The organism is Anabaena sp. TISTR 8404 (genome assembly GCF_056847745.1).
Genome location: NZ_CP180578.1, coordinates 5,343,266 through 5,370,086 on the forward strand (window position 1 = coordinate 5,343,266; position 26,821 = coordinate 5,370,086).

19 protein-coding genes are annotated in these 26,821 nt (G+C 41.8%); 13 read left to right on the plus strand and 6 right to left on the minus strand.

What is annotated here, in order from left to right; translation table 11 throughout:
- Nucleotides 1-120 precede the first annotated feature (120 nt).
- Nucleotides 121-1,935 carry a proline--tRNA ligase gene (locus ACMX3D_RS23160; protein WP_482748160.1) on the minus strand — a complete coding sequence of 605 codons (1,815 nt, stop codon included), beginning with the start codon at nt 1,933-1,935 and terminating at the stop codon, nt 121-123.
- A 186-nt stretch (nt 1,936-2,121) separates the two neighbouring features.
- Between ACMX3D_RS23160 and ACMX3D_RS23165 the strand changes: the two genes are divergently transcribed.
- Entirely contained in the window at nt 2,122-3,510 is a 1,389-nt protein-coding gene (locus tag ACMX3D_RS23165) for a 1-acyl-sn-glycerol-3-phosphate acyltransferase (RefSeq protein WP_482748161.1), read from the plus strand.
- Between the two features lie 51 nt (nt 3,511-3,561).
- Here the strand turns inward: ACMX3D_RS23165 and ACMX3D_RS23170 are convergent, their stop codons facing one another.
- Together ACMX3D_RS23170 and ACMX3D_RS23175 are read right to left on the minus strand one after the other, a co-directional pair.
- A complete protein-coding gene (locus tag ACMX3D_RS23170; RefSeq protein WP_482748162.1) occupies nt 3,562-4,773 on the minus strand; it encodes a HEAT repeat domain-containing protein in 1,212 nt (403 codons plus the stop codon).
- Between the two features lie 237 nt (nt 4,774-5,010).
- A complete protein-coding gene (locus tag ACMX3D_RS23175) occupies nt 5,011-5,433 on the minus strand; it encodes a QcrA and Rieske domain-containing protein (protein ID WP_482748163.1) in 423 nt (140 codons plus the stop codon).
- 556 nt (nt 5,434-5,989) lie between these two features.
- Between ACMX3D_RS23175 and ACMX3D_RS23180 the strand changes: the two genes are divergently transcribed.
- From ACMX3D_RS23180 to ACMX3D_RS23235, 12 genes are all read left to right on the plus strand, one after another.
- Nucleotides 5,990-7,594, plus strand: a complete 1,605-nt coding sequence (locus ACMX3D_RS23180) for a ferredoxin--nitrite reductase (protein ID WP_482748164.1) — start codon at nt 5,990-5,992, stop codon at nt 7,592-7,594.
- Nucleotides 7,595-7,699: 105 nt separating this feature from the next.
- On the plus strand, nt 7,700-9,016 hold the full coding sequence (locus tag ACMX3D_RS23185; RefSeq protein WP_482748165.1) for a CmpA/NrtA family ABC transporter substrate-binding protein: 1,317 nt from the start codon (nt 7,700-7,702) through the stop codon (nt 9,014-9,016).
- Nucleotides 9,017-9,085: 69 nt separating this feature from the next.
- Complete coding sequence (ntrB, locus tag ACMX3D_RS23190; protein WP_482748166.1) at nt 9,086-9,925, plus strand: nitrate ABC transporter permease; 840 nt, start codon at nt 9,086-9,088, stop codon at nt 9,923-9,925.
- Between the two features lie 132 nt (nt 9,926-10,057).
- Nucleotides 10,058-12,046: an ABC transporter ATP-binding/substrate-binding protein gene (locus ACMX3D_RS23195; RefSeq protein ID WP_482748167.1), complete on the plus strand. Its 1,989-nt coding sequence runs from the start codon at nt 10,058-10,060 to the stop codon at nt 12,044-12,046.
- A 118-nt stretch (nt 12,047-12,164) separates the two neighbouring features.
- Nucleotides 12,165-12,992: a nitrate ABC transporter ATP-binding protein gene (locus ACMX3D_RS23200; protein ID WP_482748168.1), complete on the plus strand. Its 828-nt coding sequence runs from the start codon at nt 12,165-12,167 to the stop codon at nt 12,990-12,992.
- Between the two features lie 57 nt (nt 12,993-13,049).
- A complete protein-coding gene (locus ACMX3D_RS23205) occupies nt 13,050-14,549 on the plus strand; it encodes a NarK family nitrate/nitrite MFS transporter (protein ID WP_482748169.1) in 1,500 nt (499 codons plus the stop codon).
- A 189-nt stretch (nt 14,550-14,738) separates the two neighbouring features.
- Nucleotides 14,739-16,985: a molybdopterin oxidoreductase family protein gene (locus ACMX3D_RS23210; RefSeq protein WP_482748170.1), complete on the plus strand. Its 2,247-nt coding sequence runs from the start codon at nt 14,739-14,741 to the stop codon at nt 16,983-16,985.
- 216 nt (nt 16,986-17,201) lie between these two features.
- Nucleotides 17,202-17,645, plus strand: coding sequence for a phosphate-starvation-inducible PsiE family protein (locus ACMX3D_RS23215; protein WP_482748171.1), 444 nt, complete (start codon nt 17,202-17,204; stop codon nt 17,643-17,645).
- A gap of 132 nt (nt 17,646-17,777) precedes the next feature.
- Nucleotides 17,778-18,230 carry a nitrate reductase associated protein gene (locus tag ACMX3D_RS23220; RefSeq protein ID WP_482748172.1) on the plus strand — a complete coding sequence of 151 codons (453 nt, stop codon included), beginning with the start codon at nt 17,778-17,780 and terminating at the stop codon, nt 18,228-18,230.
- A 133-nt stretch (nt 18,231-18,363) separates the two neighbouring features.
- Nucleotides 18,364-18,963 (plus strand): DJ-1/PfpI family protein, encoded by a 600-nt coding sequence (locus ACMX3D_RS23225; RefSeq protein WP_482748173.1) that lies wholly within the window; start codon nt 18,364-18,366, stop codon nt 18,961-18,963.
- Between the two features lie 269 nt (nt 18,964-19,232).
- On the plus strand, nt 19,233-19,373 hold the full coding sequence (locus ACMX3D_RS23230) for a hypothetical protein (protein WP_482748174.1): 141 nt from the start codon (nt 19,233-19,235) through the stop codon (nt 19,371-19,373).
- Nucleotides 19,370-20,749: a PrsW family glutamic-type intramembrane protease gene (locus ACMX3D_RS23235; protein WP_482748175.1), complete on the plus strand. Its 1,380-nt coding sequence runs from the start codon at nt 19,370-19,372 to the stop codon at nt 20,747-20,749. The genes ACMX3D_RS23230 and ACMX3D_RS23235 overlap by 4 nt, the downstream gene beginning before the upstream one ends.
- Nucleotides 20,750-21,043: 294 nt before the next feature.
- Here the strand turns inward: ACMX3D_RS23235 and ACMX3D_RS23240 are convergent, their stop codons facing one another.
- The 3 genes from ACMX3D_RS23240 to ACMX3D_RS23250 form a co-directional block, all read right to left on the minus strand.
- A complete protein-coding gene (locus ACMX3D_RS23240; protein WP_482748176.1) occupies nt 21,044-21,691 on the minus strand; it encodes a hypothetical protein in 648 nt (215 codons plus the stop codon).
- A 175-nt stretch (nt 21,692-21,866) separates the two neighbouring features.
- On the minus strand, nt 21,867-23,444 hold the full coding sequence (locus ACMX3D_RS23245) for a CHAT domain-containing protein (RefSeq protein ID WP_482748177.1): 1,578 nt from the start codon (nt 23,442-23,444) through the stop codon (nt 21,867-21,869).
- 186 nt (nt 23,445-23,630) lie between these two features.
- On the minus strand, nt 23,631-25,814 hold the full coding sequence (locus ACMX3D_RS23250) for a PP2C family protein-serine/threonine phosphatase (protein ID WP_482748178.1): 2,184 nt from the start codon (nt 25,812-25,814) through the stop codon (nt 23,631-23,633).
- Between the last annotated feature and the right edge of the window lie 1,007 nt (nt 25,815-26,821).

Below are 26,821 nucleotides of genomic sequence, written 5' to 3' on the forward strand. Positions count from 1 at the left end.
AACAGGAAACAGGGAACAGAGTTTTAATCTATTACCTGTACCTATTTCTCTAACTTTAAAAGTTACATTGTGTTCAGATGCAAAACACTCTCAATCTTCTTCTGTTGAGCATTTGGGCGGTTAATTTTTAACTTCTATTGCGGCGGTAATCCATTGTTTCAGTGTATTTACAACTTCCTCAATCACAATTTCTTGAGATTGACGAGTTGCTCTTTCTACTACTTCAACTTTGCCGTTAGCAATTGCACGTCCGGTAACAATTCTATAAGGTATACCGATTAAATCAGCGTCTTTAAATTTGACTCCGGCACGTTCATCACGGTCATCTAATAATGTTTCAATTCCGGCTTGATTGAGTTCGGTGTAAAGTTTTTCGGCAATTTGGACTTGTTGGGCATCATTAATGTTAGGAATTGTCACAATCGCGTGATAAGGTGCGATCGCTACAGGCCAAATAATCCCATCTTTATCGTAAGATTGTTCAACTGCTGCCTGAGCCAGTCGGGAAACACCCACACCATAGCAACCCATAACCAAAGGTTTTTCTTCTCCTTGTTCGTTGGTATAAGTTGCACCCATCGCCACAGAATATTTTGTGCCTAGTTGAAAGATATGTCCAACTTCAATTCCTCTTGCACTAGAGAGAGTTTGTTCGGGGTTGTACAGGGCGCGATCACCTGGTCTAGCTTTACGTAAATCTACTATACTTTCTGGTAGCTTAAATTGCTCATTCCAATTTGCCCCAACGACGTGATAACCAGTTTCATTCGCACCAGTCACGAAATTTTTTAAATCAACGGCTGTTTTATCGACTAACCGCACAAATTTGGCGTGGACTTGTTTGTTAGCTGCAATATATTCATCGCTAATATCTGGTGCTATGTAACCTAAAGGTAGCGATTTCGCAGCCCATGTTTGTTGTGTTTCCGCACTGGGTACATTTAAGGCGATGACTGCTTTCGCGTTGTAGTTCGCAGCTAACCGCGTCAATTCATTCTGTAATTTGACTTCGTTAACTTCCTGATCCCCACGAATACTTACCAATACCAACACAGTCACGCCATTATCGTAGACTGTTTGATACAAAACGTTTTTCACAACTTGAGTCGGAGAACACTTGAAGAATTTACAGAGTTTTTCAATCGTCTCTGTTCCTGGTGTTTCCCGTTTTTCATAACTAGTAAACGGTGAAGTTTCTGCATCGGCTGGTAAAGATACGGCTTTTTCTACGTTAGCGGCGTATTTACCATCTTCGGTGTAGAGAACTTCATCTTCGCCAGCTTCCGCCAACACCATGAATTCGGTAGAACCGGAACCACCAATTGCACCAGAGTCAGCTTCTACTGGACGAAAAGCTAACCCAGCCCGCCGCAGCATATTGCTGTAGGCTTGATACATATCTTGGTAGGTTTTTTTTAGGCTTTCTTCATCGACGTGGAAGGAGTAACCGTCTTTCATGATGAATTCTCGTCCGCGCATCAAACCAAAGCGGGGGCGAATTTCATCACGGAACTTGGTTTGCAGTTGGTAGAGATGTAGCGGTAACTGACGATAAGAGCGAATCATATCACGAGCGATCGCTGTGATCACTTCTTCATGAGTCGGCCCTAATCCTAATTGTTGTTCACGGCGATCGATTAGGGAAAACATAATTCCCTCAGCTTTAGTATAAGTATCCCAACGTCCTGATTCTTTCCACAAATCAGAAGGCTGTAGTTGGGGTAACAAACATTCTTGTGCGCCTGTGGCGTTCATTTCTTCCCGCACAATTTGAGAAACTTTTTGCAACACCCGCCACATAAATGGGAGATAAGCATAAATACCGCTACCGATGCGACGAATATACCCTGCACGGAGTAATAACTTATGGCTGGGAATTTCCGCATCAGCAGGATCATCCCTGAGTGTAACGAATAACATTTGTGACAGTCGCATCGTTTAATCCCTTCTTAGAATCGTTAATCTCTGTGTCAAATAAAGTATGAAGTATGAAGTATGAAGTATAAAGTGCTTGGTTAATAGTCATTTGTCATTTGTTATTTCCACCTTGCATCCCAAACCTTTTTAAAATACTCAGCACTCAGCACTCAGCACTCTCTACTACTTCAGGAGAAACTTACCTTGTCAGACGTAATTTATCAAGCACAGCCACCCCTGGAATTTATTCCGCCAGCGTTTAATCCCTTGTTTTTGCGAGTTGTTCACACGTTTCTACCTAGTTGGATACAATGGCAAACTGCTATTTCCCAGATAGAAGCAGACAATGTTGAGATTTTGGCGGATCTTTATCGTCAGTTTCAAGAAGGTAAGGTGCGCTTTTTATTGGCGTTTCGTCATCCTAAAACAGATGATCCTTTTTGTTTGGGCTACTTGCTGTCTCAACTTGTGCCGAAGGTAGCACGAGAACAGGGTATAGCATTACAATCGACCATTCATGCTCATTTTATCTACGATCGCGGCATTCCTCTCTGGGCGGGTGAGTATGCAGGTTGGGTGGCTTCACGGTTGGGTGGAACTCCTATTCAACGCGGTAAGGCTGACTGGACTGGGTTACGTTCAGCGCGTGATTTGTTCGCCAATGGTAAATTCCCGATGGCTGCTGCGCCAGAAGGTGCAACAAATGGACTATCAGAAATTATTAGTCCATTAGAACCCGGTATTGCCCAGTTAGGCTTTTGGTGCGCGGAAGACTTACAAAAAGCCGGACGCTCGGAACAGGTTTTAATTGTACCAGTTGGGATTAAATATAGTTATACTGCTGCGCCTTGGAGTGCGATCGCTCAATTACTAAGTGATTTAGAAGCCGCTAGTGGTTTGCCTGTAAATGCGGGAAGAACCGATAATATTGCTTCAATGGAATTACTTTATCCGCGCTTGTTGGCTTTAGCAGAACATTTATTATCTTTAATGGAGCAATTTTACACGCGGTTTTATCATCAAAAGCTGGCGGATACTCAAACTGTAAGTGAAATTAAAGATAGGAATGAAGCCTTAGCGTTAAGATTACAAGCTTTATTAAATGCCGCATTACAAATATCTGAACAGTATTTTAACTTGCAACCAAAAGGAACTTTAACTGATCGTTGTCGGCGCGTAGAACAAGCTGGCTGGAATTATATATTTAGGGAAGATTTTAAGGATATCAAAACATTATCTTCTGTGGAGAGGGCTTTAGGCGATCGCGTTGCCGAAGAAGCCAATGCCAGAATGTGGCACATGAGATTAGTAGAAAGTTTCGTAGCAGTTTCTGGCAATTATATAAAAGAGAAACCAACAGTCGAAAGATTTGCTGAAACAACTTTAATTTTATGGCAAATGATTGCCAAAATTAAAGGTGATAAATCTTTTCAGCGTCCACAATTAGGTAAGCAAAAAGTTAAGATTACTATCGGTCAGCCGCTATCTATATCTGAACGTTATTCGGCATATAAAGAAAGTCGTGCAGGTGCAAAGCAAGCTGTTGCTGAGTTCACAAATGATTTACAACAGGCGATGCAAAGTTTAATTTGATTAGGTATATCTCACGCAAAGGCGCAAAGAAGACGATTAGCAAAATGGTATTCAAAACTGTGTTGGCACAAATTCTGGTACTAACTTTTTAAGTGCGGCGATCGCATGTAATTTTACCTGTTCATTTGAATCAGCCACTAGAGTAGTTAATGATGGAACGGCTTGTTGGCTACCTAGTTGTCCTAAAGATAAAGCGATCGCACTTTTAATATTAGGAAGTTCTGTGGCTGGATGTTGCGATTGCAGCAATTCCAACAAAATTTCTGTAGCTTTTGTAATTAACTGCGGTTTTTCTACTCGCCCCAAAACTGTGACAATTTCTTGACACAATATTTCTGATTTAGTTTGGTTTAATGCCTGCTGCAAATATTCCAAACCAGATAGGGTTCCTAGCCAAACTAAAGCGCGAATAATTTCTAGTTTTAGGGTTGTGGGTGTGTGCGGTGACATCAATACTGTAAATAAATGATGGGTAGCAGCATCACCTCCTATGCGCGAAAGGGCAGTAGCAGCAGCACAACAAACTTCTATGTTGAAGTCGTAAAGCTTGGTTTGTAGTCGCGCCTCCAAATCTAGTTGGGATTTTAATTCAGGGCGGAACCCTAAACCCAGTACGGCAATACGCCTAACTGTTGCCACCACATCATCTAAAGCGTGTAAAAGCACAGGTGGTACACGTGGATCGTGAAAACTGCTGAGGGCTTCTAGTGCGGTGGCGCGGACTGCGGGTTCGGCATCGTGTACCACACTTAACAGGGGTGTAATAGTTTCTGGACTGCGAATATAAGCAAGCGATCGCACAGCCAAAAGCTTTGTATCTTCTTGTTTTAAAAGTTTCGAGAGTTCAGTAATTGCCAAATTACCCATTTGTCCCAAGGCTGTAGCGGCGATCGCTTTTAATTCTTCATCTTCGCTCTTTTTGAGCAGTTCTACCAAAGGTGCGATCGCATCTGGATGCTGAAACTCGCCTAAAGTCCGCGCCGCATACCACCGCAGTTCTTCCTCTGCATCTTCGTCTTCTAAGATGTCAATCAATGGCGAAATGGCAATATTTCCCAAGCGAATTAATACTTTGCTAATTTCCCAGCGTTGCTGGAAATCCCCCATTTCTAAAATAGGTAGTGCTAATTCCAGCAAATGTTCTGAATTTTGTTCATTCTCTACCAAAATCAACTGTTGCAGATATTGAATCAGCGATGACCAGTCAGCTGCATCATACGCTGTCTGTGCCTGCACCAAAACCTGGTTGATATTGCCTTGCATAAAAAGTATAAAGTGTGAAGTATGAAGTCTGAAAAAAGTCTGAAGTATGAAGTATAAAGTCTGAAATTTTATTCTGCTGTGTTCTGCCTCTTGCCTGTTGACTTGTGATCAGAATTTTTCAAACAATAATAAAGATAAAGGATAAAGTCAAAATTTAAGTTCTGCACGGCAGTTAATGGCAGTCCGCTTTTCGCTTTATGGGTGGGTTAATTTCATACTTCACACTTCATACTTGAGTTAACTTTTAACTACAACTGAATCGCCATCAATTTTAACGGTGTAAGTTTTTAGTGGTTTTGTTGTTGGGCCTTTTTGTACCTGTCCATCAACACCATATTCTGCACGGTGACATGGACAGGCAAATTTTTTTGTATCTGCTTTCCAATCTACCGTGCAACCTTTATGAGTACAGGTAGGATCAACAGCCATTAGATTTGCGTTTTGAGATGTACCAACTACTAAAACAGTTCCGACAGGGGAGTTTTTGACCAAAAGTTGACCTGTCTGATCTAATTCTTTTGTTGTACCTATTCTTTGCCAATCTCCAGATGTTGAAGATGTTGGTGTACTTGGCTGGGAAGAACAAGCAGCAATAGCAACTGGTAAGCTACTAGCTATCCAACCTAAACCAACCCAATTGATGAAATCACGACGTTTCATGGTTGTGGAAAATATTTGTACTAGATTAACAGCGATCGCTTGTCATACGGTTAGCTGATTGCTTAAGCTTCACTCTCAGCATAAAATCTACAATTTTTTGTCCATGCTGATCCAATGAATCGATGCTTTTGCATCACTCATTTGCTCCGTGTGATGCAGAAAACGCATTGATCCTATTCTTAATTAGCAATATTACTAGTATTTTGTAGCTATTTATACGATTTTAGCAGAAATCTGACTTTAACCTTAAAAGTATCGAAATTGTTACATAAACAATTGCCCTGTTTACTTGGTGAATTTCCCCAATGTAAAAGATTACAAATTTGCTCCCAGACTTTACGAAGTCGCGTTCAGTTAAAGACAGACTCTTGTTTGTCAATTAACCCGCAGATAAATTGCCTAAGAACGCGCTTGAAAATTAGAAATCAGCCATAGATAAATATTCAATTTAAATTCACCAAAACTCGTAGAACAAAAATCCAGACTACGGGTTGATTGATATTGGGTAACTACCGCCTGAAGTTCTCACTGGATTAACAATAATGAGAGTTAGCTCATGACAGATACAGGAACCACTACCAAAGCCAATCTCAATAAGTTTGAAAAATTCAAAGCTGAAAAAGACGGACTCGCCGTTAAAGCGGAAATCGAGAAATTTGCTGCTTTAGGTTGGGAAGCAATGGACGAAACCGACCGAGATCATCGACTCAAGTGGGTGGGAGTATTTTTCCGCCCAGTTACCCCTGGCAAGTTCATGATGCGGTTGCGGATGCCCAACGGTATTCTCAACAGCGACCAGATGCGTGTTTTGGCAGAAGTCTTGCAGCGTTATGGCGATGATGGTAGTGCTGACATTACCACCAGACAGAATATTCAATTGCGGGGGATCAGAATTGAAGATTTACCAGATATCTTCAATAAATTTCAGAAAGTTGGTTTAACCAGCGTTCAGTCCGGGATGGATAACGTCCGCAACATCACAGGCGATCCCGTGGCTGGACTGGATGCAGACGAATTGTTCGACACACGAGATTTGGTGCAGCAAATTCAAGATATGCTCACCAACAAAGGCGAAGGAAACCCAGAGTTTACCAACCTACCTCGCAAGTTTAATATTGCGATCACAGGTGGACGGGACAATTCAGTTCACGCCGAAATCAACGACTTAGCATTTGTACCAGCATTTAAGAATAGTGCTGAGTCTTCTTCCCACTCAGCACTCAGCACTCAGTACTCAGAACTGAAATTCGGATTTAACATCTTGGTTGGCGGCTTCTTCTCTGCTAAACGTTGTGATGCGGCAATTCCTCTCAATGCTTGGGTAGCACCAGAAGATGTAGTGGCTGTATGTAGAGCCGTCTTAGAAGTGTTTCGTGACAATGGCTCACGCGCCAATCGTCTGAAATCTCGTTTGATGTGGCTGATTGATGAATGGGGTATAGATAAGTTGCGTGCAGAAGTCGAACAGCGTTTGGGTAAATCATTTTTACCTGCCGCAGCCAAAGACGAAATTGATTGGGAAAAACGCGACCATATCGGCGTATATAAGCAAAAACAGCCAGGAATGAACTATGTAGGCTTTCACATCCCGGTTGGGCGGTTGTATGCCGAAGATATGTTTGAAATTGCCCGCCTAGCAGAAGTTTATGGCAGTGGTGAAATCCGACTGACAGTTGAACAAAACATCATCATTCCCAATATTTCTGATGCTTGCCTAGAAACATTTTTGGCAGAACCCTTACTACAAAGATTTTCCATCAATCCGGGAGTGTTGGAGCGATCGCTAGTTTCCTGCACAGGCGCACAATTTTGCAACTTTGCCCTCATCGAAACTAAAAACCGCGCCCTAGCAACCATTCAATCTTTAGAAGAAGACTTAACCTTCACCCAACCAGTTCGCATTCATTGGACTGGTTGCCCAAACTCCTGCGGACAGCCACAAGTTGCAGACATCGGCTTAATGGGGACTAAAGCTCGTAAAGATGGAAAAGCCGTAGAAGGCGTAGACATCTATATGGGCGGCAAAGTCGGCAAAGACGCTCATTTAGGAACCTGTGCAATTAAAGGCATACCCTGCGAAGACTTGCAGCCAGTCTTACAAGACCTACTCATCAAGCACTTCGGCGCAAAGCTGAAACAAGAAGCGTTGGTTGAAGTGTGAAGCCTGAAGTCTAAAGTCTAATATTTTTCCCCCTGCCCCCTGCACCCTTGCCCCCTGCCTTTCCTAGTGCATAACAACTCACAAATGACAAAGGAAAAATTACAAATGACCAATCTTTCCCGCAGAAAATTTATTTTCACCACTGGTGCAGCAGCAGCGGCTTCTATCATTGCTCATGGTTGTTCCTCTAGTAATACAGCCTCCAACGGCAGTAATGCACCTTCTGCGGCTCCAGCCGCCAACGTATCAGTTGCTAATGCTCCTAAAGTAGAGACAACCAAAGCCAAGCTAGGATTTATTGCTCTGACCGATTCTGCGCCCCTAATTATTGCTAAAGAAAAAGGTTTTTTTGCTAAATACGGCATGACCGATGTCGAAGTTATCAAGCAAAAATCTTGGCCTGTCACCCGCGACAATCTAAAAATCGGTTCTGCTGGTGGTGGTATTGATGGCGCACATATCCTCAGCCCCATGCCTTACCTGATGACCATCAAAGATAAAGTGCCAATGTATATCTTGGCGCGGTTGAATACAAACGGTCAGGCTATCTCTGTTGCAAATAAATTCAAGGAACTCAAAGTCAATCTCGAAAGCAAAGCACTCAAAGAAGCCGCTAGTAAAGCCAAAGCTGATAAAAAAGCTTTAAAAGCTGGAATTACCTTTCCTGGCGGTACTCACGATTTATGGATGCGCTATTGGTTAGCTGCTGGCGGTATTAATCCAGATCAAGATATGGTTTTGGAACCTGTACCACCACCACAAATGGTGGCAAATATGAAAGTCAATACTGTTGATACTTTCTGTGTAGGTGAACCTTGGAACGCTCAGTTGGTCAGCCAAAAAATAGGTTATACAGCCTTAGTTACAGGTGAGTTGTGGAAAGACCATCCAGAAAAAGCCTTTGCGATGCGACAAGATTGGGTTGATAAAAATCCCAACGCTGCACAGGCATTGTTGATGGCAGTTCTAGAAGCGCAACAATGGTGCGACAAGCTAGAAAACAAAGAGGAAATGTGCAAAATCTGTGCTGACCGTAAATACTTTAACGTTGCTGCCGCAGATATTGTCGAAAGGTCAAAAGGTAATATTGACTATGGTGATGGGCGTACAGAAAAAGAATACCCCTATCGCATGAAATTCTGGGCTGATAATGCTTCCTATCCCTACAAGAGCCACGATATTTGGTTTTTAACTGAAGATATTCGCTGGGGTTATCTGCCAAAGGATACCAAAGTTAAAGAGATAGTTGACCAAGTGAATAAAGAAGACCTGTGGAAGAAAGCAGCAAAAGCTATTGGTGTTCCTGATTCCCAAATTCCTACCAGCAGTTCTCGTGGCGTAGAAACTTTCTTTGATGGTGTCAAATTCGACCCAGAAAAACCAGAAGAATATTTACAAGCTTTGAAAATTAAGAAAGTCTAATTTCTGATACTTATCCCAACTATCACAACAAAATTTACTACCACTGTATTACCACGGAATTATAAGATAATGGCAGATGTTCTTGGAAATCGCACATTTAGGAAAAAGCCACAAAAGGCTATTAACAAATTTATTTTTAAGAAAGTTATACCGCCTTTGGTAGCACTAGCTATTTTTCTAGTTATTTGGCAATTACTTTGTTTAAATCCTGGTTTCAAATTACCTGGGCCAATAGAAACTTTTTCTGAAACTTTTGACCCTTTTATTATTCACCCGTTTTTTGATAATGGTGAAAGTGATAAGGGTTTGGGCTGGCAGATACTCAGTAGTTTAGGCAGGGTTGGTTTAGGTTTTTCATTAGCAGCAATTGTCGGCATTACATTAGGAATTTTAATTGGTGCTAATCAATTGGTATACAATGCTGTAGACCCTATATTTCAAGTATTGCGAACTGTACCGCCGCTGGCATGGCTACCAATTTCTTTGGCAGCATTTCAACAAGCTAATCCATCAGCGATTTTCGTGATTTTTATCACATCGATTTGGCCGATTATTATTAATACAACCGTGGGTGTGCAGCAAATTCCACAAGATTATGTAAATGTGGCAAGAGTTTTAAAATTAAGAGGTGCAAAGTATTTCTTTAAGATTGTGTTTCCGGCGACTGTGCCTTATATTTTTACAGGATTACGTATCGGAATTGGTTTATCTTGGTTAGCAATTGTTGCGGCGGAAATGTTAGTTGGTGGTGTGGGTATTGGTTCGTTTATTTGGGATGCTTACAACACAACTACTGAAACTAATTTGAGTGAGATTATTTTGGCACTTATTTATGTGGGTCTGGTTGGATTACTGTTGGATAGATTGGTTGGTTTTATAGCGAGCAAAGTTGTCGCAGAACAGAAGTAGTCAAGAGTTAATATTCTCTATTAAACGAACGGCAAAGGGCGCGAAGAGCGCGAAGAAAGAGAAGATGTGAGTGCAAGTTTATAGAGAAAAGATATCAGAAATCTTTGACCATTGACTAAGGACTAATGACAAATGACTACTACTTTTGTTGAAGTTGACCACGTTGATAGAATTTTTGATTTACCAAATGGTGGTAAATATATTGCGCTAAAGAATATTGAGTTAAAAATCCGCCAAGGTGAGTTTGTTTCTTTAATTGGACATTCTGGTTGTGGTAAATCTACTTTACTTAACATCATTGCGGGTTTAGATAGAGCCAGTATTGGTGGTGTGACTTTGGAAGGTAAGGAGATTAGAGAACCTAGTCCCGACCGGATGGTGGTGTTTCAAAATTACTCGTTGCTTCCCTGGTTAACTGTGCGAGAAAATATCGCTTTGGCTGTGGATGAGGTTTATCAAAATAAGTCGAAAAGCGATCGCCTGTCCATCATCGAAGAGCATATCGATATGGTGGGCTTGCATCTAGCAGCGAAGAAGCGTCCCAGTGAGTTATCTGGGGGGATGAAACAACGGGTTGCGATCGCTCGTGCTTTGGCTATCCGTCCGAAGTTGTTATTGTTAGATGAACCTTTTGGAGCGTTAGATGCGCTCACAAGGGGAAGTTTGCAAGAGCAATTAATGAAAATCTGCAATGAGCATAATGTTACCTGTGTGATGGTAACTCATGATGTGGATGAAGCATTATTGTTGAGCGATCGCATTGTCATGCTCACCAATGGCCCAGAAGCACACATTGGTCAAATCCTGGAAGTACCCATCCCTCGTCCTCGTCAACGTTTGGAAGTCGTTAATCATCCCAGTTACTACAATCTGCGGAATGAGATGATTTACTTCCTCAACCAACAAAAGCAAGCCAAAAAACGCAAAGCGCAACAAACAGTTGCACCAGTAGCGGTATCTTCTAGGGGTCTAGAAAAAGTCAACTTAGAAATTGGCTTTCTACCTTTAACTGATGCTGCACCTTTAATCGTGGCTCAAGAAAAAGGTTTCTTTGCTCAATATGGTTTAGAAATCACCCTTAGCCGTGCCAGCAATTGGAATGAAATCGCCAAAGGCGTAGCTACAGGTAAATTAGATGCAGCCCAAATGCTGGCAGGAATGCCCTTAGCACTCACTTTAGGCGCAGCTGGTAAAACACCAATTCCAGTTGTCAACGCGCTGAATCTTTCCCGCAATGCCAGTGCTATTACTTTAAGCAAAAGACTGTATGGCGAAGGTGTCAAAAATCTAAGCGACCTGAAAGCCTCGATTAACGCTACCCCCGACCAGATTTTGACATTGGGAGTCGTTCATCCCACATCTATGCAGAACTTAATTCTGCGTTATTGGTTAGCGGCTGGCGGTATCGACCCCGATAGAGATGTGAGTTTAACTGCGATCGCACCAATGGAAATGGTCGCTCAACTCAAAGCCGGAACCATTGACGGTTACTGTGCAGGTGAACCTTGGAGCCACATGGCCGTTCATGATGATGTAGGATTCATCGCCGCCACCGCCCTAGAAACATGGTCAGGACAGCCCAGAGAAGTCTTAGGAGTGCGGGAAGATTGGGCGCAACAGTACCCAGAAACTTATCTAGCCCTCGTAAAATCTCTCCTAGAAGCTTGCAAATACTGTGATGACCTCCGCAACCGCGAAGAAATTCTCGACTTCCTCTGCCGTCCTGAGTACCTCAACCTCAATCCCGCCTACATCCGCCCAGGCTTCACCGATCCCTACGATCGCGGCGATGGTACAGAACCCCAATCACTCACAGCCTACAACCAGTTTTACCTCAACAAAACCAACTATCCTAACCGCACCGAAATCTTATGGATGGTAACTCAACTATCACGCTGGGGTTTAACCCCCTTCCCGAAAAACTGGGTAGAAGTTATCGAAAGAGTATGTCGTGCAGACATATTTGGTTCAGCCGCCCGTGACCTCGGCTTACTCGATACCGGCTACGACGACCCAATTCACCTATTCGATGGTAAAGTTTTTAACCCCTCAGAACCCCTAGAATACCTCAAAAGCTTAGAAATCAAGCGAGACATCCGTATAGAAGAAGTCTTTATTTAGTCAATGGTCAATAGTCATTGGTCATTTGTCATTTGTCCTTTGTAACTCTCCTATCTCCCTCAAACTCTCCGCGCCTTTGCGCCTCTGCGTGAGTAAATAATAAATTCGGAAACATATCATGCAATTAGTAAATAAAACTCTCCAACAACCACAAACCAAAGCAGATAACTTCCTCGTAATCGAAGGCGTAAGCAAAATTTACCCCACCCCCGAAGGCCCCTACACCGTCCTCGATGGTATTGACCTCAAAGTTCGTGAAGGCGAATTTGTCTGCTTAATTGGTCACTCTGGCTGCGGTAAATCCACCCTCCTCAACATGATTTCCGGGTTCAACACACCCACCGATGGTGTTGTCATGCTGCAAGACCAACCCATCACCGAACCAGGCCCAGACCGGATGATGGTATTTCAAAACTATTGCTTACTGCCTTGGCTAAGTGTTTTTGAGAACGTTTATTTAGCTGTAGATTCCGTATTTCCTAAAAAACCCCAAGCCGAAAAACGCGCCATTGTCAGAGAACATCTAGCAATGGTGGGACTCACTGAAGCCGCTGATAAAAAACCGAGTCAAATTTCTGGTGGGATGAAACAGCGAGTTGCGATCGCTCGCGCCCTTTCCATCCGTCCGAAAGTCTTGATTCTGGATGAACCCTTCGGTGCATTAGACGCAATCACCAAAGAAGAATTGCAAGAAGAATTACTACAAATCTGGAGTGACCATCAAGTTACCGTCCTGATGATTACTCACGACATTGATGAGGCGTTGTTCCTAGCCGACAGAGTGGTGATGATGACTAATGGCCCAGCCGCTCAAATCGGTGAAGTTTTAGAGATTCCCTTTTCCCGTCCCCGCAACCGTCGCCGCATCATGGAAGACCCCGAATACTACAACCTGCGGAACTACGCTCTAGATTTCCTTTATCGCCGGTTCGCTCATGAGGAATAACTGAAGTCTGAAGTCTGAAGTCTGAAATTAACCCAGCCGTTAAAGGTTTGAAGTCTAATGCTAAAAAATTTATTTTCATTCAGGGATCGTTACCGCATCTTACATCAGACTTGGTTTGCCTTTTTTCTCACCTTTGTCTGTTGGTTTAACTTTGCTCCGTTTGCTACCACTATTGGGAAGCAGCTACATCTTGCACCTGAGCAAATTAAAACTTTAGGAATCTGCAACTTAGCCCTAACAATTCCAGCGCGTCTAATCATTGGGATGCTGTTAGATCGTTTCGGCCCCAGGATTACTTATTCAATGCTGTTGATGTTTGCGGCTGTTCCCTGTTTAGCTACAGCGTTATCTCAGGACTTTAATCAGTTAGTCATCAGCCGCTTGTTAATGGGAATTGTCGGTTCCGGGTTCGTTGTCGGTATCCGTATGGTGGCTGAATGGTTCCCACCGAAGGAAATGGGAAGCGCACAGGGTATTTACGGCGGTTGGGGAAATTTTGGGGCTTTTGGTGCAGAATTTGCCTTACCAATGATAGCTGTAGGTACTAGCTTTATGGCTGGTGGTGCTTCTAACTGGCGGTTGGCGATCGCTCTTACTGGTATCATTGCCGCTATCTATGGCGTAATTTACTTCAACACTGTTCAAGATACGCCTGCTGGCAAAGTCTACAAGCGACCTAAGAAAAATGGGGCTTTAGAAGTTACCAGCGTCAAAAGTTTCTGGGCGATGATTGTCTCAAATTTTGGTTTGATATTCGCCCTCGGTTTATTAGCTTGGCGGTTAGAACAAAGAAATATTCACTTTTTGACTCTGGGTCAAATGTATTTAGTTTGGTTAGCATTATTAGGATTATTTGCTTACCAAACTTACAAAGCTTACGAAGTTAACAAAGAACTATTAATTGGCAAGAAAACATACGCTCCAGACCAGCGTTATAACTTCAGTCAAGTTGCCATACTCGAATTTACTTACGTAACTAACTTTGGTTCAGAATTAGCAGCTGTTTCTATGCTGCCAGCTTTCTTTGAAAAAACCTTTGGTTTAGAACACGTAGTTGCAGCAATGATTGCGGCAACTTATCCATTTTTAAACTTAGTTTCTCGTCCTAGCGGTGGCGTAATTTCTGATAAATTTGGCTCCCGCAAATGGACAATGACCATTATTTCGGCTGGTATTGGTGTTGGCTATTTGATGGCACATTTTATTAATGCTAACTGGCCAATTGGGCTGGCGATCGCTGTAACTATGATTTGTGCTTACTTTGCCCAAGCTGGCTGCGGTGCGACTTACGGTATTGTTCCCTTGATCAAAAAAGAAGCCACTGGACAAATTGCTGGCAATGTCGGAGCTTACGGTAATTTTGGCGGCGTAGTTTACCTGACAATTTTCAGCTTAACTGATGCACCAACCCTCTTTAGCACAATGGCTATAGCAGCATTGATTTGTGCTTTTATGTGTGCTTTCTTTCTCAAAGAACCACAAGGTTCTTTTGCAGGTGCGGCTGAAGAATCAGCAGAAACTTCAAATCAAAAATCAACAATTTTAGCTGAAGAATAACCCCGGAAAATCAAGGATGAAATTAGCTAAATAGTTTCATCCTCCTTCTTGTATTTAATTCTGTGTGCATCGACGGTTAATAATTAAACTCTATTACTAATAACCTAAATTATTTTTATCAAAACCACAGATGAACACAGATAAATTATCTGTGTCTATTCTCCAAAAATAATAAAGTGGTGTAGCTACATGAGCGAATTTACTAAAACTCTTTGTCCTTATTGTGGTGTTGGCTGTGGTCTAGAAGTTTCGCCGCCAGCACAACTTAATAAACCTACAAATCGAGATAGTAAAGGAAACCCTATTTGGCGGGTGCGAGGCGATAAATCTCATCCTTCTAGCCAAGGTATGGTATGTGTTAAAGGCGCAACGATCGCTGAATCTTTAGACAAAAATAGATTACATTACCCAATGGTGCGGGACTCTTTAGATCAAGAGTTCCGCCAAGTTTCTTGGGATGAAGCTTTTGATATCATCACCAACAGAATTCAAACTGTCCGCTTCACCCAAGGGCCAGAAGCGATATGTATGTATGGTTCTGGTCAATTTCAAACTGAAGACTATTACACTGCCCAAAAACTTTTGAAAGGTTGTCTAGGAACTAACAATTTTGATGCAAATTCACGCTTATGTATGTCCAGTGCTGTATCTGGATATATTCAAAGTTTTGGTGCTGATGGCCCGCCTTGCTGTTACGAAGATTTAGAGTTAACTGATTGTGCATTTTTAATTGGCACTAATACAGCAGAATGCCATCCCATCATTTTTAATCGGTTGGAAAAATACCACAGAAAAAACCGCAAAATGAAAATGGTTGTGGTTGATCCTCGTCGTACACCCACCGCCGAAGCCGCAGATTTACATTTAGCAATTCGTCCTGGTACAGATATTGATTTATTAAATGGTATCGCCCACTTATTAATGCGTTGGGGATACATTGACACGATGTTTATCGATGACTGTACCAGCAATTTTTCGGCATACGCAGAAGTGATTCGCCACTATCCCCCAGAAGTAGCAGCGCGTCAATGCGGTATCAGTATTGAAGATTTAGAAACAGCCGCGCGTTATTGGGGTCAGTCAGAAAGAGTGCTTTCCTTATGGTCGATGGGTGTCAACCAATCAAGTGAAGGTACAGCCAAGGTTAGGACTATCATTAACCTACACTTGATGACTGCACAAATCGGTAAACCAGGGGCGGGGCCATTTTCTTTGACAGGTCAACCAAATGCGATGGGCGGTAGAGAAGCCGGAGGTTTGGCGCATTTATTACCTGGTTATCGCTTGGTGAAAAATGACCAGCATCGCGCCGAAGTAGAAGATTTTTGGGGACTGAAACGGGGACAAATTTCCCCTACTCCTGGTTTGACTGCTTGGGATATGATTACAGGCTTGGAAACTGGTGATGTAGGTGTACTGTGGATTGCAGCTACTAACCCAGCTGTGAGTATGCCAGATTTGGAACGCACCAAGAAAGCATTATTGCGATCGCCTTTCACAATTTACCAAGACGCATACTATCCCACAGAAACCGCCGCTTACGCTCATATGCTGTTACCTGCTGCTCAGTGGGGTGAAAAAACTGGCGTAATGACCAATTCTGAACGCCGAGTAACTTTGTGTCCAGCATTCCGCCAACCGCCAAGAGAAGCCAAAGCCGACTGGGAAATTTTCGCGGAAGTCGGACGGCGGTTAGGTTTTGCCGATAAGTTTAACTTTGCCAATTCTGCCGAAGTTTACGCTGAGTTTGTTCAACTAACTAAAAATCGTCCTTGTGATATGTCAGGGCTTAGTCATGAACAATTACGTAAACAAGGGCCGACGCATTGGCCACATCCAGAAACGGGGAGTGGAGAATGGGGAATGGGGAGTGGGGATAATATATCGTCTTCCCCTACACCCTACACCCTACACCCTACACCCTCCAAAAGACTCTACACCGATTTACGTTTCCACACCCCCGACGGCCGGGCGCGGTTCGGGGCGTATTACTCCAAAGGATTGGCAGAATTACCAGACCCCGATTATCCGTTTGTGTTAACGACTGGAAGACTTTACGGACATTGGCACACTCAAACCCGTACTGGTCGCATCGAAAAAATTCGTTCAATGCATCCCGAACCGTTTATTGAAATTCATCCCCGTGATGCGGCTAAGTTAGGAATTACTGATAATCAGGTGATAGAAGTGCGATCGCGTCGTGGTCAAGCTCATTTTCCCGCAAAAGTGACCAAGGCGATCGCACCTGGAACTGTATTTGTCCCTATGCACTGGGGCGCACTCTGGGCAGATAATGCCGAAGCTAACGCCCTCACCCATCCTGAATGTTGCCCAGATTCTCTGCAACCAGAATTAAAAGCTTGTGCGGTGCAACTAGCACCAATTTCTCTAGAAGTTACAAGCAAAAATTATCAACTCCAATCCTCGCAATGGTGATCTGCTTGTTATATCCTTAAACAAGAAATTGGTAATTAAGAATCGATATTTATTAATTCATCAATAGACCATAGTCAATGGTGATGATTTAAAATTTTCATCATCTACTATTGATTATAAATGAGACATGATTTTTTTATGTCTTAAGGCTTGATGAGTAATTATTATCTGTGCTTCATTACCAATTTCTTGTTGAACTAAACCAGGATGCAGCAGATGAAAAAACTATTCAAAAACATCTTAGGATTTACCAGCGATGAAAGCTTTATGCATATCATCGAAAACGTTGAGGTAATAGTTTCTAAGATTTTATCTATTTTAATGGTACTAGTAATTATAGCTGCGATCGGAGATTTAGGAGTATTTTTAATTAGAGAACTATTCGATACACCTTATGGACAGTTCAACACAACATTATTTAAAATATTTGGCTTATTTTTGAATATTTTAATTGCCCTAGAAATTTTGGAGAATATCACAGCTTATTTGCGAAAACACGTTTTTCAAGTAGAATTAGTTATTGTTACTTCTTTAATAGCTATAGCTCGTAAAATTATTATTCTTGACTTGGGCAAGGTTTCTGGTATTGAGATAATTGGTTTAGGTATTGCAATTTTGGCTTTATCTATCAGCTATTTAATAATTCGTTCTAGTAAGTAATTCTCAGCATTCACATTAGATTTATAACTTTTGAGCGATTATTTATGCTTATATAAATATTTTAATTTTAATAGTTTCTAAAACTTTAAGTTTATTTTAACTTTATCAGTTAACTTTTTTATTAGTTAAAATATGGCAGTTTTTTTTGAATTTGAAGCAGATTTTGTCAATTCTCTGCGCTGCATACCCATGCAAGTGCGATACAATTTAGATACTTGTGGAATTAAACTCAAGCTATCGGATTGGTTACAGCTGACTCAAGATGAGCGTGAAGCATTAGTTGAACTGCCTTGCAGCACACAAACAGAAATTGAAACTTACAAAGAATATCTCCAGCAGCTAATTTTAGAAAAAACAGGTACACCAGTAGGACAAATACCTGTGGAGCCTTACCCTGCATGGATGGAATCTAACACTATACCAGTTGCCTTGCAAGAAAAAGCTCAAGAAATGGGTGTTAACTTGTCTTTGGAACAGTGGGCAGCTTTAACACCTTTACAGCGATTTGCTTTAATTAAACTCAGTCGTCCCAGCCATGAAAATAAAAATTTTCCTAGAGCCATAGCCGAATTCCATCTGCTTTAATTTTAGTCAAGAGTCAATGAATTTTAAACTTTAGATTGGGAAATTGATTCATCTAAAATCTAAAATTGGCATCGTCAAAGTTCAATAAACTATTGACCATTGACCCATAACTAAAAACTGAGGATAACAAAACATGGCTGCTAAGAAAATTTTGATGCTTGTGGGCGACTTTGTCGAAGATTACGAAGTTATGGTTCCCTTCCAGGCTTTGCAAATGGTTGGACATACTGTTCATGCTGTTTGTCCAGACAAAAAAGCAGGTGACAAGGTGCGAACCGCAGTTCACGATTTTGAAGGAGACCAAACTTATAGTGAAAAACCTGGTCATAACTTCACTCTCAATGCTACCTTTGCCGATATAGATGTTCATACCTATGATGCACTGGTAGTACCCGGAGGACGCGCACCTGAATATATTCGCTTGAATCAAAAGGTGTTAGAAATTACTTGTCACTTTGCTCAAGCCAATAAACCTATTGCTGCTATTTGTCATGGTTTACAGTTATTAGCTGCTGCTGATGTCCTACAAGGTAAGAGTTGCACTGCTTACCCAGCTTGTAGTCCCGATGTTCGTGCAGCTGGTGGTATTTATGTACAAATCTCAGTTGATGAGGCTATAGTCGATGGTAACTTGGTGACAGCGCCAGCTTGGCCTGCTCATTCTCGTTGGTTGGCAGAATTTCTCAAAGTACTTGGTACTAAGGTCGAGCATCTAGAGGTTGCCAAAGTTTAAGGATGAAAGACAGAGTTAGTCAAGCCTTATACTTTTTTCATGTATAAGGTTTCTTATTCTATTTTGAATAATTTATTTTATATTTTTTGAATAGTTAAAATGTGGCCAATACTACTAAAAATGTTAACGGTTGCCAGATATTTTATTGCTGTGGGCTTTCAGGAATATAATATGTATGTATTATGAGAAATATTTCCAGGCAAATAGACTCATAAGATACTCAAAGTAGCCGTAATGCTTGTCAATATTGAGTTAGATAATTTTAAATTTTGCGTGAGAAAATTTTGAATTTGTTAGCAGAGACTAAAGCTATAGTGGATTTAGCAATTCTGCTGTGGGTATGGCTAGGGTTTAATTATCCTGCCAGAATATCTGATGAATTAGTTTGGGAAGACACTCTAACTCGATGACAGGCAAAAACGCAAGACATAACGCTTTTCTGCGGCTGGTGTCTGGTAATACAGCAGCTTTTGGTTCAGAATCTCGTTACGCACTACATGCAAGTAAAGAGATGGTAATTGGACGTGACCCCAGCTGTCAGGTTGTCTTGGATGCCATGATGTATCGAATGGTATCTCGTCGTCATGCTGCGGTTCGCCCTCTCTCTTCGTCTCCAGATAACAAATTTACTTGGGTAATTTGTGATTTAAACAGTGCCAATGGTACTTATCTCAATGGTAAACGTTTTTATGGGTGTCAAGAATTACAGTCAGGCGATCGCATTACTTTAGGTAGTGATGGGCCACAATTTATTTTTGAATATGACTTGATACCTCAACCAACAATGATGACGAAACAAAGCGCATCATTGCCTTCAGCCGCTAACTTCCAAAATCACACTCAAATCAAGCAACCAGATTCAGTTAGCTTTACACAACTTTTTCCGATTATTTCTACTGGTAAGGATTTAACTCGTAAAGCTTATCTTGTACCAGGAATATTAACAGTAGTTTTTGTAGTGCTAATGTTTGCTACTGTTGGCAGACCCCAAGCTAACCAAGTCATTGTCGCCAGTTACATCGGCTTTGTTGTTTACTACTTTGTTTATCAACTTTGTGGTAAGCAAAAGCCTTGGTGGGTATTGATTGGCACTGCGCTAACCACAGCATTAATTTTGCTGAGTCCTATCTTAGAATTATTTATTTTTGTATTTCGTGGCATTCTGCCAGGTAGTTTACCTTCGCCGCAAGACTCTACCACATTGACAGAATTGCTAGTACGCATGTTCTTTGGTGCGGGGTTGATGGAAGAATTACTCAAGGCTTTACCTGTACTAGGAGCGTTTTTTATCGGCAAACAATTACCTTCTCCTTGGCGAGAACGCATAGGAGTCTGGGAACCTCTAGATGGAATCCTCCTAGGAACGGCTTCTGCTTTGGGATTTACCCTGTTAGAAACTCTCGGACAGTATGTCCCTGATATTACACAAAATGTTAGCCAACAGGTCGGTATTGGTGCGGCTGGTCAATTAGCAGGGTTGCAACTGCTGATTCCCCGTGTTTTAGGCTCTGTAGCTGGTCACATGGCTTATAGTGGCTATCTGGGATATTTTATCGGTTTGGCTGTGCTTAAGCCAAGTAAAACTTGGCAAATTCTCTCTATTGGTTATCTAAGCGCATCTGCACTTCACGCTTTATGGAACGCCACAGGTTCTATTAATGCTTTTTTATTAGTTATTGTGGGGATTTTATCTTACGCTGTTTTGATGGCAGCAATTTTAAAGGCACGGGCATTGTCACCAACGCGATCGCAAAATTTTGCTACTCGCTTTCTCGGCCCCAAGTAAATCTTAAGTTAGGAATAAGAGCTAGGGGGTAGAACTAGCTTATCTGCCTCCTACTTGCTCTCTTCTGTTATTTTTTGACACTGGGCTTTGTGAACTCAAAGGTTTTTCTATCTCAAGATAGATTGCATTAGTTGAAAAATTGACTTAACTTAAAACTACTCTGGGCAGCTTATATCTAAAGAAAGATGATTTAAACCATAAAATATAAGTGCTACAGATATTACATTAGAGAAAATTCAGTTGCCACTGATATTTAATCTCACCCCAGAAATAGACCAGAACAACAAACTACCGTTAAGCTTCATTGTCTAAATTTTCTAGCTGTCTAAGAGCATAGTAGGCGATCGCCACACTTACCTTAGCTTGCTCAATTTCTGACAAAGTTGTCCAATCTCGATTTTCAATTTTACTAATCACAGATACTAGGCTTTGCTGTTCACTGCTACGCATAGCATAGGCATAAGGACGGGCAAAAACTGCTAAGTCATCTACGTCTAAAGCAGGTAATACGGTTTGCACACACTGCACCAGTTGTTCGCCGATTGATTGTGGCACAGCAACAACTTCTGTGGCTTTCTGAGCGATCGCGTTGAGCCAGTTTGTAGGTACTCCAACTGCAAAGGTATTATGTAAAGTTTCACAAAGACTATCTAAAATTCCGATTTCTGTAGTACATTTGTAATCAGCGCAATTTGCTACCTGAGACCACAAATTATCTAGCTTTCCGTAGAAAGATTCTGCTCTAGTATGTAGTTCTTCGTCCAGCACATCTTGCATCACAAACTGCTGTTCTAATTCATCAAAATATGCTTCGGCTTGAGCATCAGTCGGATTCCAAGGATAAGCAGCGTCTTCGGGTTGTAGAAGTAATTCTAGGAACTCTAATTCCACTTGAGTAGCCAAGGATGGGAGATTGTGGGAATTGTTCATTTTTTTAATCATTGTTGTTGACTCCTGATGAATTATTTAGCAGTACTGACTGCTACAACTTGCAAATTAGAATTTCCGCAAAAACTAAACTGATTTTATTTAGTAATTTAAAAAGAGAAAATATGAAGCAGCAAGAATAAAGAGTGAAGTATATAAGTTCACTTTAACTTTTATCCTTAAAGGCTCCTTAATTTTCAATAATAAACTCCCAAGTTTCACTACGAGAATTCCCAAACTTTAGCTTGGCTCCGGATTGTAATGGTACTTCCTCCCGCAGAATTTGTTGCCAACCATTAGAACTTAAACACCAAGTTGTGCCGTAAGTTGAAAGATCTTGTAAGTAATAAGTTTGTACTGGAGTTGTGCCAGTGAAAGTATTTCGGCATAAAATTTCGGCATGACGTTTAGAAACCGACGGTTCAGGAATCACGATATCGTTGTCTTGGGTGCGACCAATGCGAGTTACACCTGTGCGTAAAAACCAAGTTTTACCGCCTGGCGAAAGCGATCGCAAACAAGCTCTAGAATTAGCACGATTCACATTGATAATTGAAATATCCGGCAACTCTGTAATTCCTTCATCAATGCTTTTCACAAGTTCGCCATTGAAATCTGGATGCAAATACAGAACTGGTAAAGTCCAAGCAGGTTGGTTGAATTTATATAGTGTTAACATTTCTTGTCGAGCTTCTGCCACAGCTTCATCAATTGGTTTGCGCGATCGCAAAGCTGCCGCAAAAGCTTTAATAAAAGTGTGACTTTCATGATCAGCTATCACATCACGCATTCCCAAAACTGCCGGTACGCCATGACGAATTAACACTTCGGCTAAACTACTGGCGGGGATTGCTTGGTGATTCACAGCTGCTGGTTGCGCTCCCCAACAAGCATTGAAAACAGCTAATTTTAGTCCACTTCGAGTTAATACTTGCGCCAATTCTATACCATTCAGAGCTTTGTTTGGACGCAAAAATAACAGTCCGCCATCAGGGTTTGGCAATCCGTGTCCAGCGTAAAAAAAGACATTGTAAGCCTTGGTTTCTAATTCTTGAATCAACTCTTGTGGTGTTGGTTGAATCAGGGTTTTGACCATACAAGGAGCAAACCCTGAAAAAGGATGGCCTATTTGCTGTTGATTTTCCAAGATTTGTTGGAGGATAGTGGCTTCTTTCTCCAGTTGCAAGTTTTCATCATGACCTAAAACCAGCAAAATATTGATTGCTTGATCTGTGCGTAAAAAGGGCAGTGGTTCAACTTCACTGGTAGTACGGCTAAACAGCAAATCCTGCGAGAGAGAAATTGCTGATTGGCCGGGTTGGCGCTGCATAATTTCCCAAGGTAAGGCAATTAAACCAGGGTCACGAATTTCTAGTTGAAAGCGCAAACGTGTATGCTGTCCCATCGCAATCCCACAACTGCGTTCGAGACTGCTGAGAATTGGCCCATCAAATACCCAGCGCCACAAATACAACCCTAAGTATTGCATCAGACGGCCGCTGTAGCCAGGCATATTACCTGTAGCCGTTGTACCCAAGTTCAACGACAGAGGGTTAGCTGGTTGAGGCGCTGTGCTGGCTGTCACATTTAAACCGCTGTGTCCAGCAAACATTTGCTGCCACTCTTGCCAAACTTGATTCAGTTCAGAAGGCCATACACAGTCACGCAGAACATAGCCACTGGGGTAGGGAGCCTTGACCACCCAAATGGCAAAGCTATCTGTGCCTGTGTTGATGAGACGGGCGATCGCTAAGTTCAAGGATGGCATGGGTTCTGTAAACTAAAAGGTAGAAACCAAGGACTTGCGATAACAATTTTTCCTGAGGAAAACTCTGATCCTGGAATTTTGTCATCTGGTTATTAGATGTGTTATCCCAAGCTTCTACAAGTGTATCGAGTATTGGTCTTATTTTCACTGATATTATTCTTCTAGGCTCTCAGTCAACACGGGAGTTTAGCTATCTGGCGGCTGGGACAAATTTTCACAACGGTTGGCTTCGTTTGATTTGAGTACGGAGATGCCTGGGCGTTGGAGTTGTGTTAATTTTACTCGCAGGATTTTTTCAGTTTGGGGAGGTTGGCTGTTTTCTAGGGGACAAACCCGTAAATCTACCACAGCTTCCTGAGAATTTGGTGTCTCGCTAGGTTCTGACTCAACCACTTGCAACAAACTGCCTGGGGGTAGCTTATGATTATCTAGGGTAATTTCTTGGCTGTTAGTAATTACTGAGCCAAGAGCAAGGTTAGCCAGTGGCTCATTAGTGGAAGTAGCAGTTGGCTGTACACTAGGGCTAGAAACAGTAGGAATTAATGGTGATTGCCAAAGCAGTCCTCGCACCAACAGTCCTAAAGAACCTGCGGCGATCGCTATAATCATTGGGACGATTAAATGTAGTGGCAGTTGCTGAAAGGAACGAGGCTTATCTTCAGGAATTAAAGTTTTTTGCTCAGAAATGTCTTCTAGTAAAGTAGGTTGGAGCGGCTTAGGTGTAATTTTGGCTGTTTTGATGCTAGAACTGTCAATCACAGCCGGTTTGAGAGTTAACTCTGGCTCAACATATTTAACTTGATAATGGACTAAAGCGATCGTGACATTATCATGTCCATTTTTGGTGTTAGCAATTTCCAACAATTTGTCAGCAACTGTAACTAAATCTGTTTCTTCTGTCAAAATTGGTAAAATTTCTGTTTCCCAATATTCTTCTACACGGTCAAAATCACTTAAGCCATCAGATGTCAGCAGAAACACAGCATCTTCGTCCAAAATAAACCGCTGTGCTGTTGGATGTAATGCTGCACTGGGACTCATACCTAACGCCTGAACCAATGAGCCGGAACCACTTTGGTGTACAGCTTCACGATAAATGGCATATCCCAGACGCACTTCTCTAGAAGCAACATCATCATCAAGGGTAACTTGGTAGCAACCGTCCCGTGTAATCCAATAAGCACGACTATCACCAACGTGGGTAATATACATTTCGTGAGCTACTGGCAATGCCATCACCAAGGTTGTACCCATACGTTTTCTACCCTGACGATTTTCGCTGTCATTGCGCTGGCTGATTTTATCATTGGCAATTGCCACAGCTTGCTCTAAATCTGCCAGCAGCAGCGAGGGTTCTATATGGTCGTGAGGAACTTTGGTGAGTTGCTGTACTTGCTGTTGAATAGTTTCAATGGCTAAATTAGATGCGACATTACCGCCTTCGTGTCCACCAATGCCATCACAAACAATAGCCAAGGCTGTTGCTTGCGGGGGTTTACTCAACAGTGTGCCACTAGGAGGGTAACAGGCATCTTCATTACGTTGCCGTTTAGGCCCAGTGTCAGTTTTAGTGATAATCTTAATTTTCGGAGATTGTGATTCTCCTAATTCTGCTAATCCGCGATCTAAAACTGCAATTAATACTTCTGGTGAGTTTATTTCTCCTTGAATGAGAAAACTACTCACTTGCTGAACAAATTCTGCTATCACTGGTTTGGTGTCTGGCAACAACTGCTGCCAAAACTCTCCTAAATGTGATAGCTTTGGTGCTGTTGAGGTGTCAAACCGCAATTCTAACAAGCGGACTAAAGGCCCTTCCACCCTTAATAAATGGGGGTCAATCAAGCTAGAAGCAACACCCTCACTTACCAAAGGTTGCCACAGATGAGCTAACTGCCATAGCCAATTCAATTGACGCATAGATGTAGCCGTGCGCCAAGCTTTAGTTAATTGGGGACACAACCGTAATTGGGAGTCTGTCGATGGTTCTGTGAATAACGGCGGTTTTTCCAGCAGTACAATGTCTTTGCGAGAGCGGCCATCTTTCAGAGAGAGCATCCCATATACTTGAGGTATATGTAAGCTATAGGGAATTAGTCTCAAATAAGCTCTGATGGTTGGTAAATTGTCTGTTTCTAACCCTTGGGGGAGTAATCCGGGTTTAGTATCTAATACCACAGATTTATTGATGACTAAATAGCGATCGGCTAGTATTTCTCCTGGACTACCCACATTTAGAACATCACCCACAGCCCAGAGATATCGTTTGGGTATGGGTGTAGAACATCTTTGGCAAAACTTATGAGTCAGGGGGTTGGCAGCCTGACAAAGTTCATTTGGGCAGTAGAAGGTTGCCGCATCATTTTCCATAGTGTTCGCACTGATTAGCGATTGGCAATTTCTTGAAAAGCATAGGCAGTAAGCAGTACTCTGAATTTAGACTGCTCTTGTTTCTGCAAACAGAAGCATCCAACTGGGGATCATGATTCTAGCTGGGAAATACCAGCCAATGCTAATACTTGGTTTAGTCAATTTATGCAAATACCACACTCCTTGGCCAATTCTACAGCCTCATCATAACTTCTATTGTTCTGTGACTTTCCGTTGCCTTAGCCACTAACTGTAACCCTGTCAACAAAGCTTAACCTCTATTTATCTAGAACTGGATGCTTGGAGTCAATTAGACCATTAGCAAGGAACACAGAATACAGTCTTTTCTTTAATTTATAGGTCAATATGGTTTAGTTAGAGTTAAAAATCATCAACTTTCCACATTGAGTTACGTTATGAACCCCAATTTAAACCAATTAGATTTGTTGTAATGAACTACATTGAGTGAGCATTTGCAACCTTTAAATTAATTTTATTTAAGAATTAAAAAGTTATTTGTTAAACTAGCAGACTGACAGCAGGGAACAGGTAACACATCGACAAGTCCTTCTCCTGTCGCAGACGCTGCGTGTAGCTTGCTTCCCCGAAGGGATACGGCTACGCTCAGGACAAGCGAGCTTGCATCGCAGGGGACAAGGAACAGGCTTGCAAGTCTTGTTTTACATAGCTTTTTGGTAAAAACTTGTACCTCATTCGCCTGCAATCTGCTGTAAAATTTTACCAACAAAATGAAAATCTCATTTTTGCTGGTTTATCTAAAAAAATGACTCAAAATAGTTAAATTTGGAGGAAAATACTTATTTCCCCTCGGTAATGTAGATTTTTATCAACAAACGGTGCAAAATATCTGGGAATTGAGAAAAGTAGTAGAATTACTATCTTTAAAAGATTAGGGGCAGGATAATGCCCCTAATCTAGTTAGGAGTGAGAATCTACATCACTCTAGAATCAAAAGACTCATGCACAGGTAAAAGTTGAGTTATGAA

Excerpts from the sequence above, each read along its gene's own strand:
- ACMX3D_RS23160 (WP_482748160.1), bottom strand. The coding sequence starts at position 1,935 with ATGCGACTGTCACAAATGTTATTCGTTACACTCAGGGATGATCCTGCT.
- ACMX3D_RS23170 (WP_482748162.1), bottom strand. The coding sequence starts at position 4,773 with ATGCAAGGCAATATCAACCAGGTTTTGGTGCAGGCACAGACAGCGTAT.
- ACMX3D_RS23175 (WP_482748163.1), bottom strand. The coding sequence starts at position 5,433 with ATGAAACGTCGTGATTTCATCAATTGGGTTGGTTTAGGTTGGATAGCT.
- ACMX3D_RS23180 (WP_482748164.1), top strand. The coding sequence starts at position 5,990 with ATGACAGATACAGGAACCACTACCAAAGCCAATCTCAATAAGTTTGAA.
- ACMX3D_RS23185 (WP_482748165.1), top strand. The coding sequence starts at position 7,700 with ATGACCAATCTTTCCCGCAGAAAATTTATTTTCACCACTGGTGCAGCA.
- ntrB (WP_482748166.1), top strand. The coding sequence starts at position 9,086 with ATGGCAGATGTTCTTGGAAATCGCACATTTAGGAAAAAGCCACAAAAG.
- ACMX3D_RS23195 (WP_482748167.1), top strand. The coding sequence starts at position 10,058 with ATGACTACTACTTTTGTTGAAGTTGACCACGTTGATAGAATTTTTGAT.
- ACMX3D_RS23200 (WP_482748168.1), top strand. The coding sequence starts at position 12,165 with ATGCAATTAGTAAATAAAACTCTCCAACAACCACAAACCAAAGCAGAT.
- ACMX3D_RS23205 (WP_482748169.1), top strand. The coding sequence starts at position 13,050 with ATGCTAAAAAATTTATTTTCATTCAGGGATCGTTACCGCATCTTACAT.
- ACMX3D_RS23210 (WP_482748170.1), top strand. The coding sequence starts at position 14,739 with ATGAGCGAATTTACTAAAACTCTTTGTCCTTATTGTGGTGTTGGCTGT.
- ACMX3D_RS23215 (WP_482748171.1), top strand. The coding sequence starts at position 17,202 with ATGAAAAAACTATTCAAAAACATCTTAGGATTTACCAGCGATGAAAGC.
- ACMX3D_RS23220 (WP_482748172.1), top strand. The coding sequence starts at position 17,778 with ATGGCAGTTTTTTTTGAATTTGAAGCAGATTTTGTCAATTCTCTGCGC.
- ACMX3D_RS23225 (WP_482748173.1), top strand. The coding sequence starts at position 18,364 with ATGGCTGCTAAGAAAATTTTGATGCTTGTGGGCGACTTTGTCGAAGAT.
- ACMX3D_RS23235 (WP_482748175.1), top strand. The coding sequence starts at position 19,370 with ATGACAGGCAAAAACGCAAGACATAACGCTTTTCTGCGGCTGGTGTCT.
- ACMX3D_RS23240 (WP_482748176.1), bottom strand. The coding sequence starts at position 21,691 with ATGATTAAAAAAATGAACAATTCCCACAATCTCCCATCCTTGGCTACT.
- ACMX3D_RS23245 (WP_482748177.1), bottom strand. The coding sequence starts at position 23,444 with ATGCCATCCTTGAACTTAGCGATCGCCCGTCTCATCAACACAGGCACA.
- ACMX3D_RS23250 (WP_482748178.1), bottom strand. The coding sequence starts at position 25,814 with ATGGAAAATGATGCGGCAACCTTCTACTGCCCAAATGAACTTTGTCAG.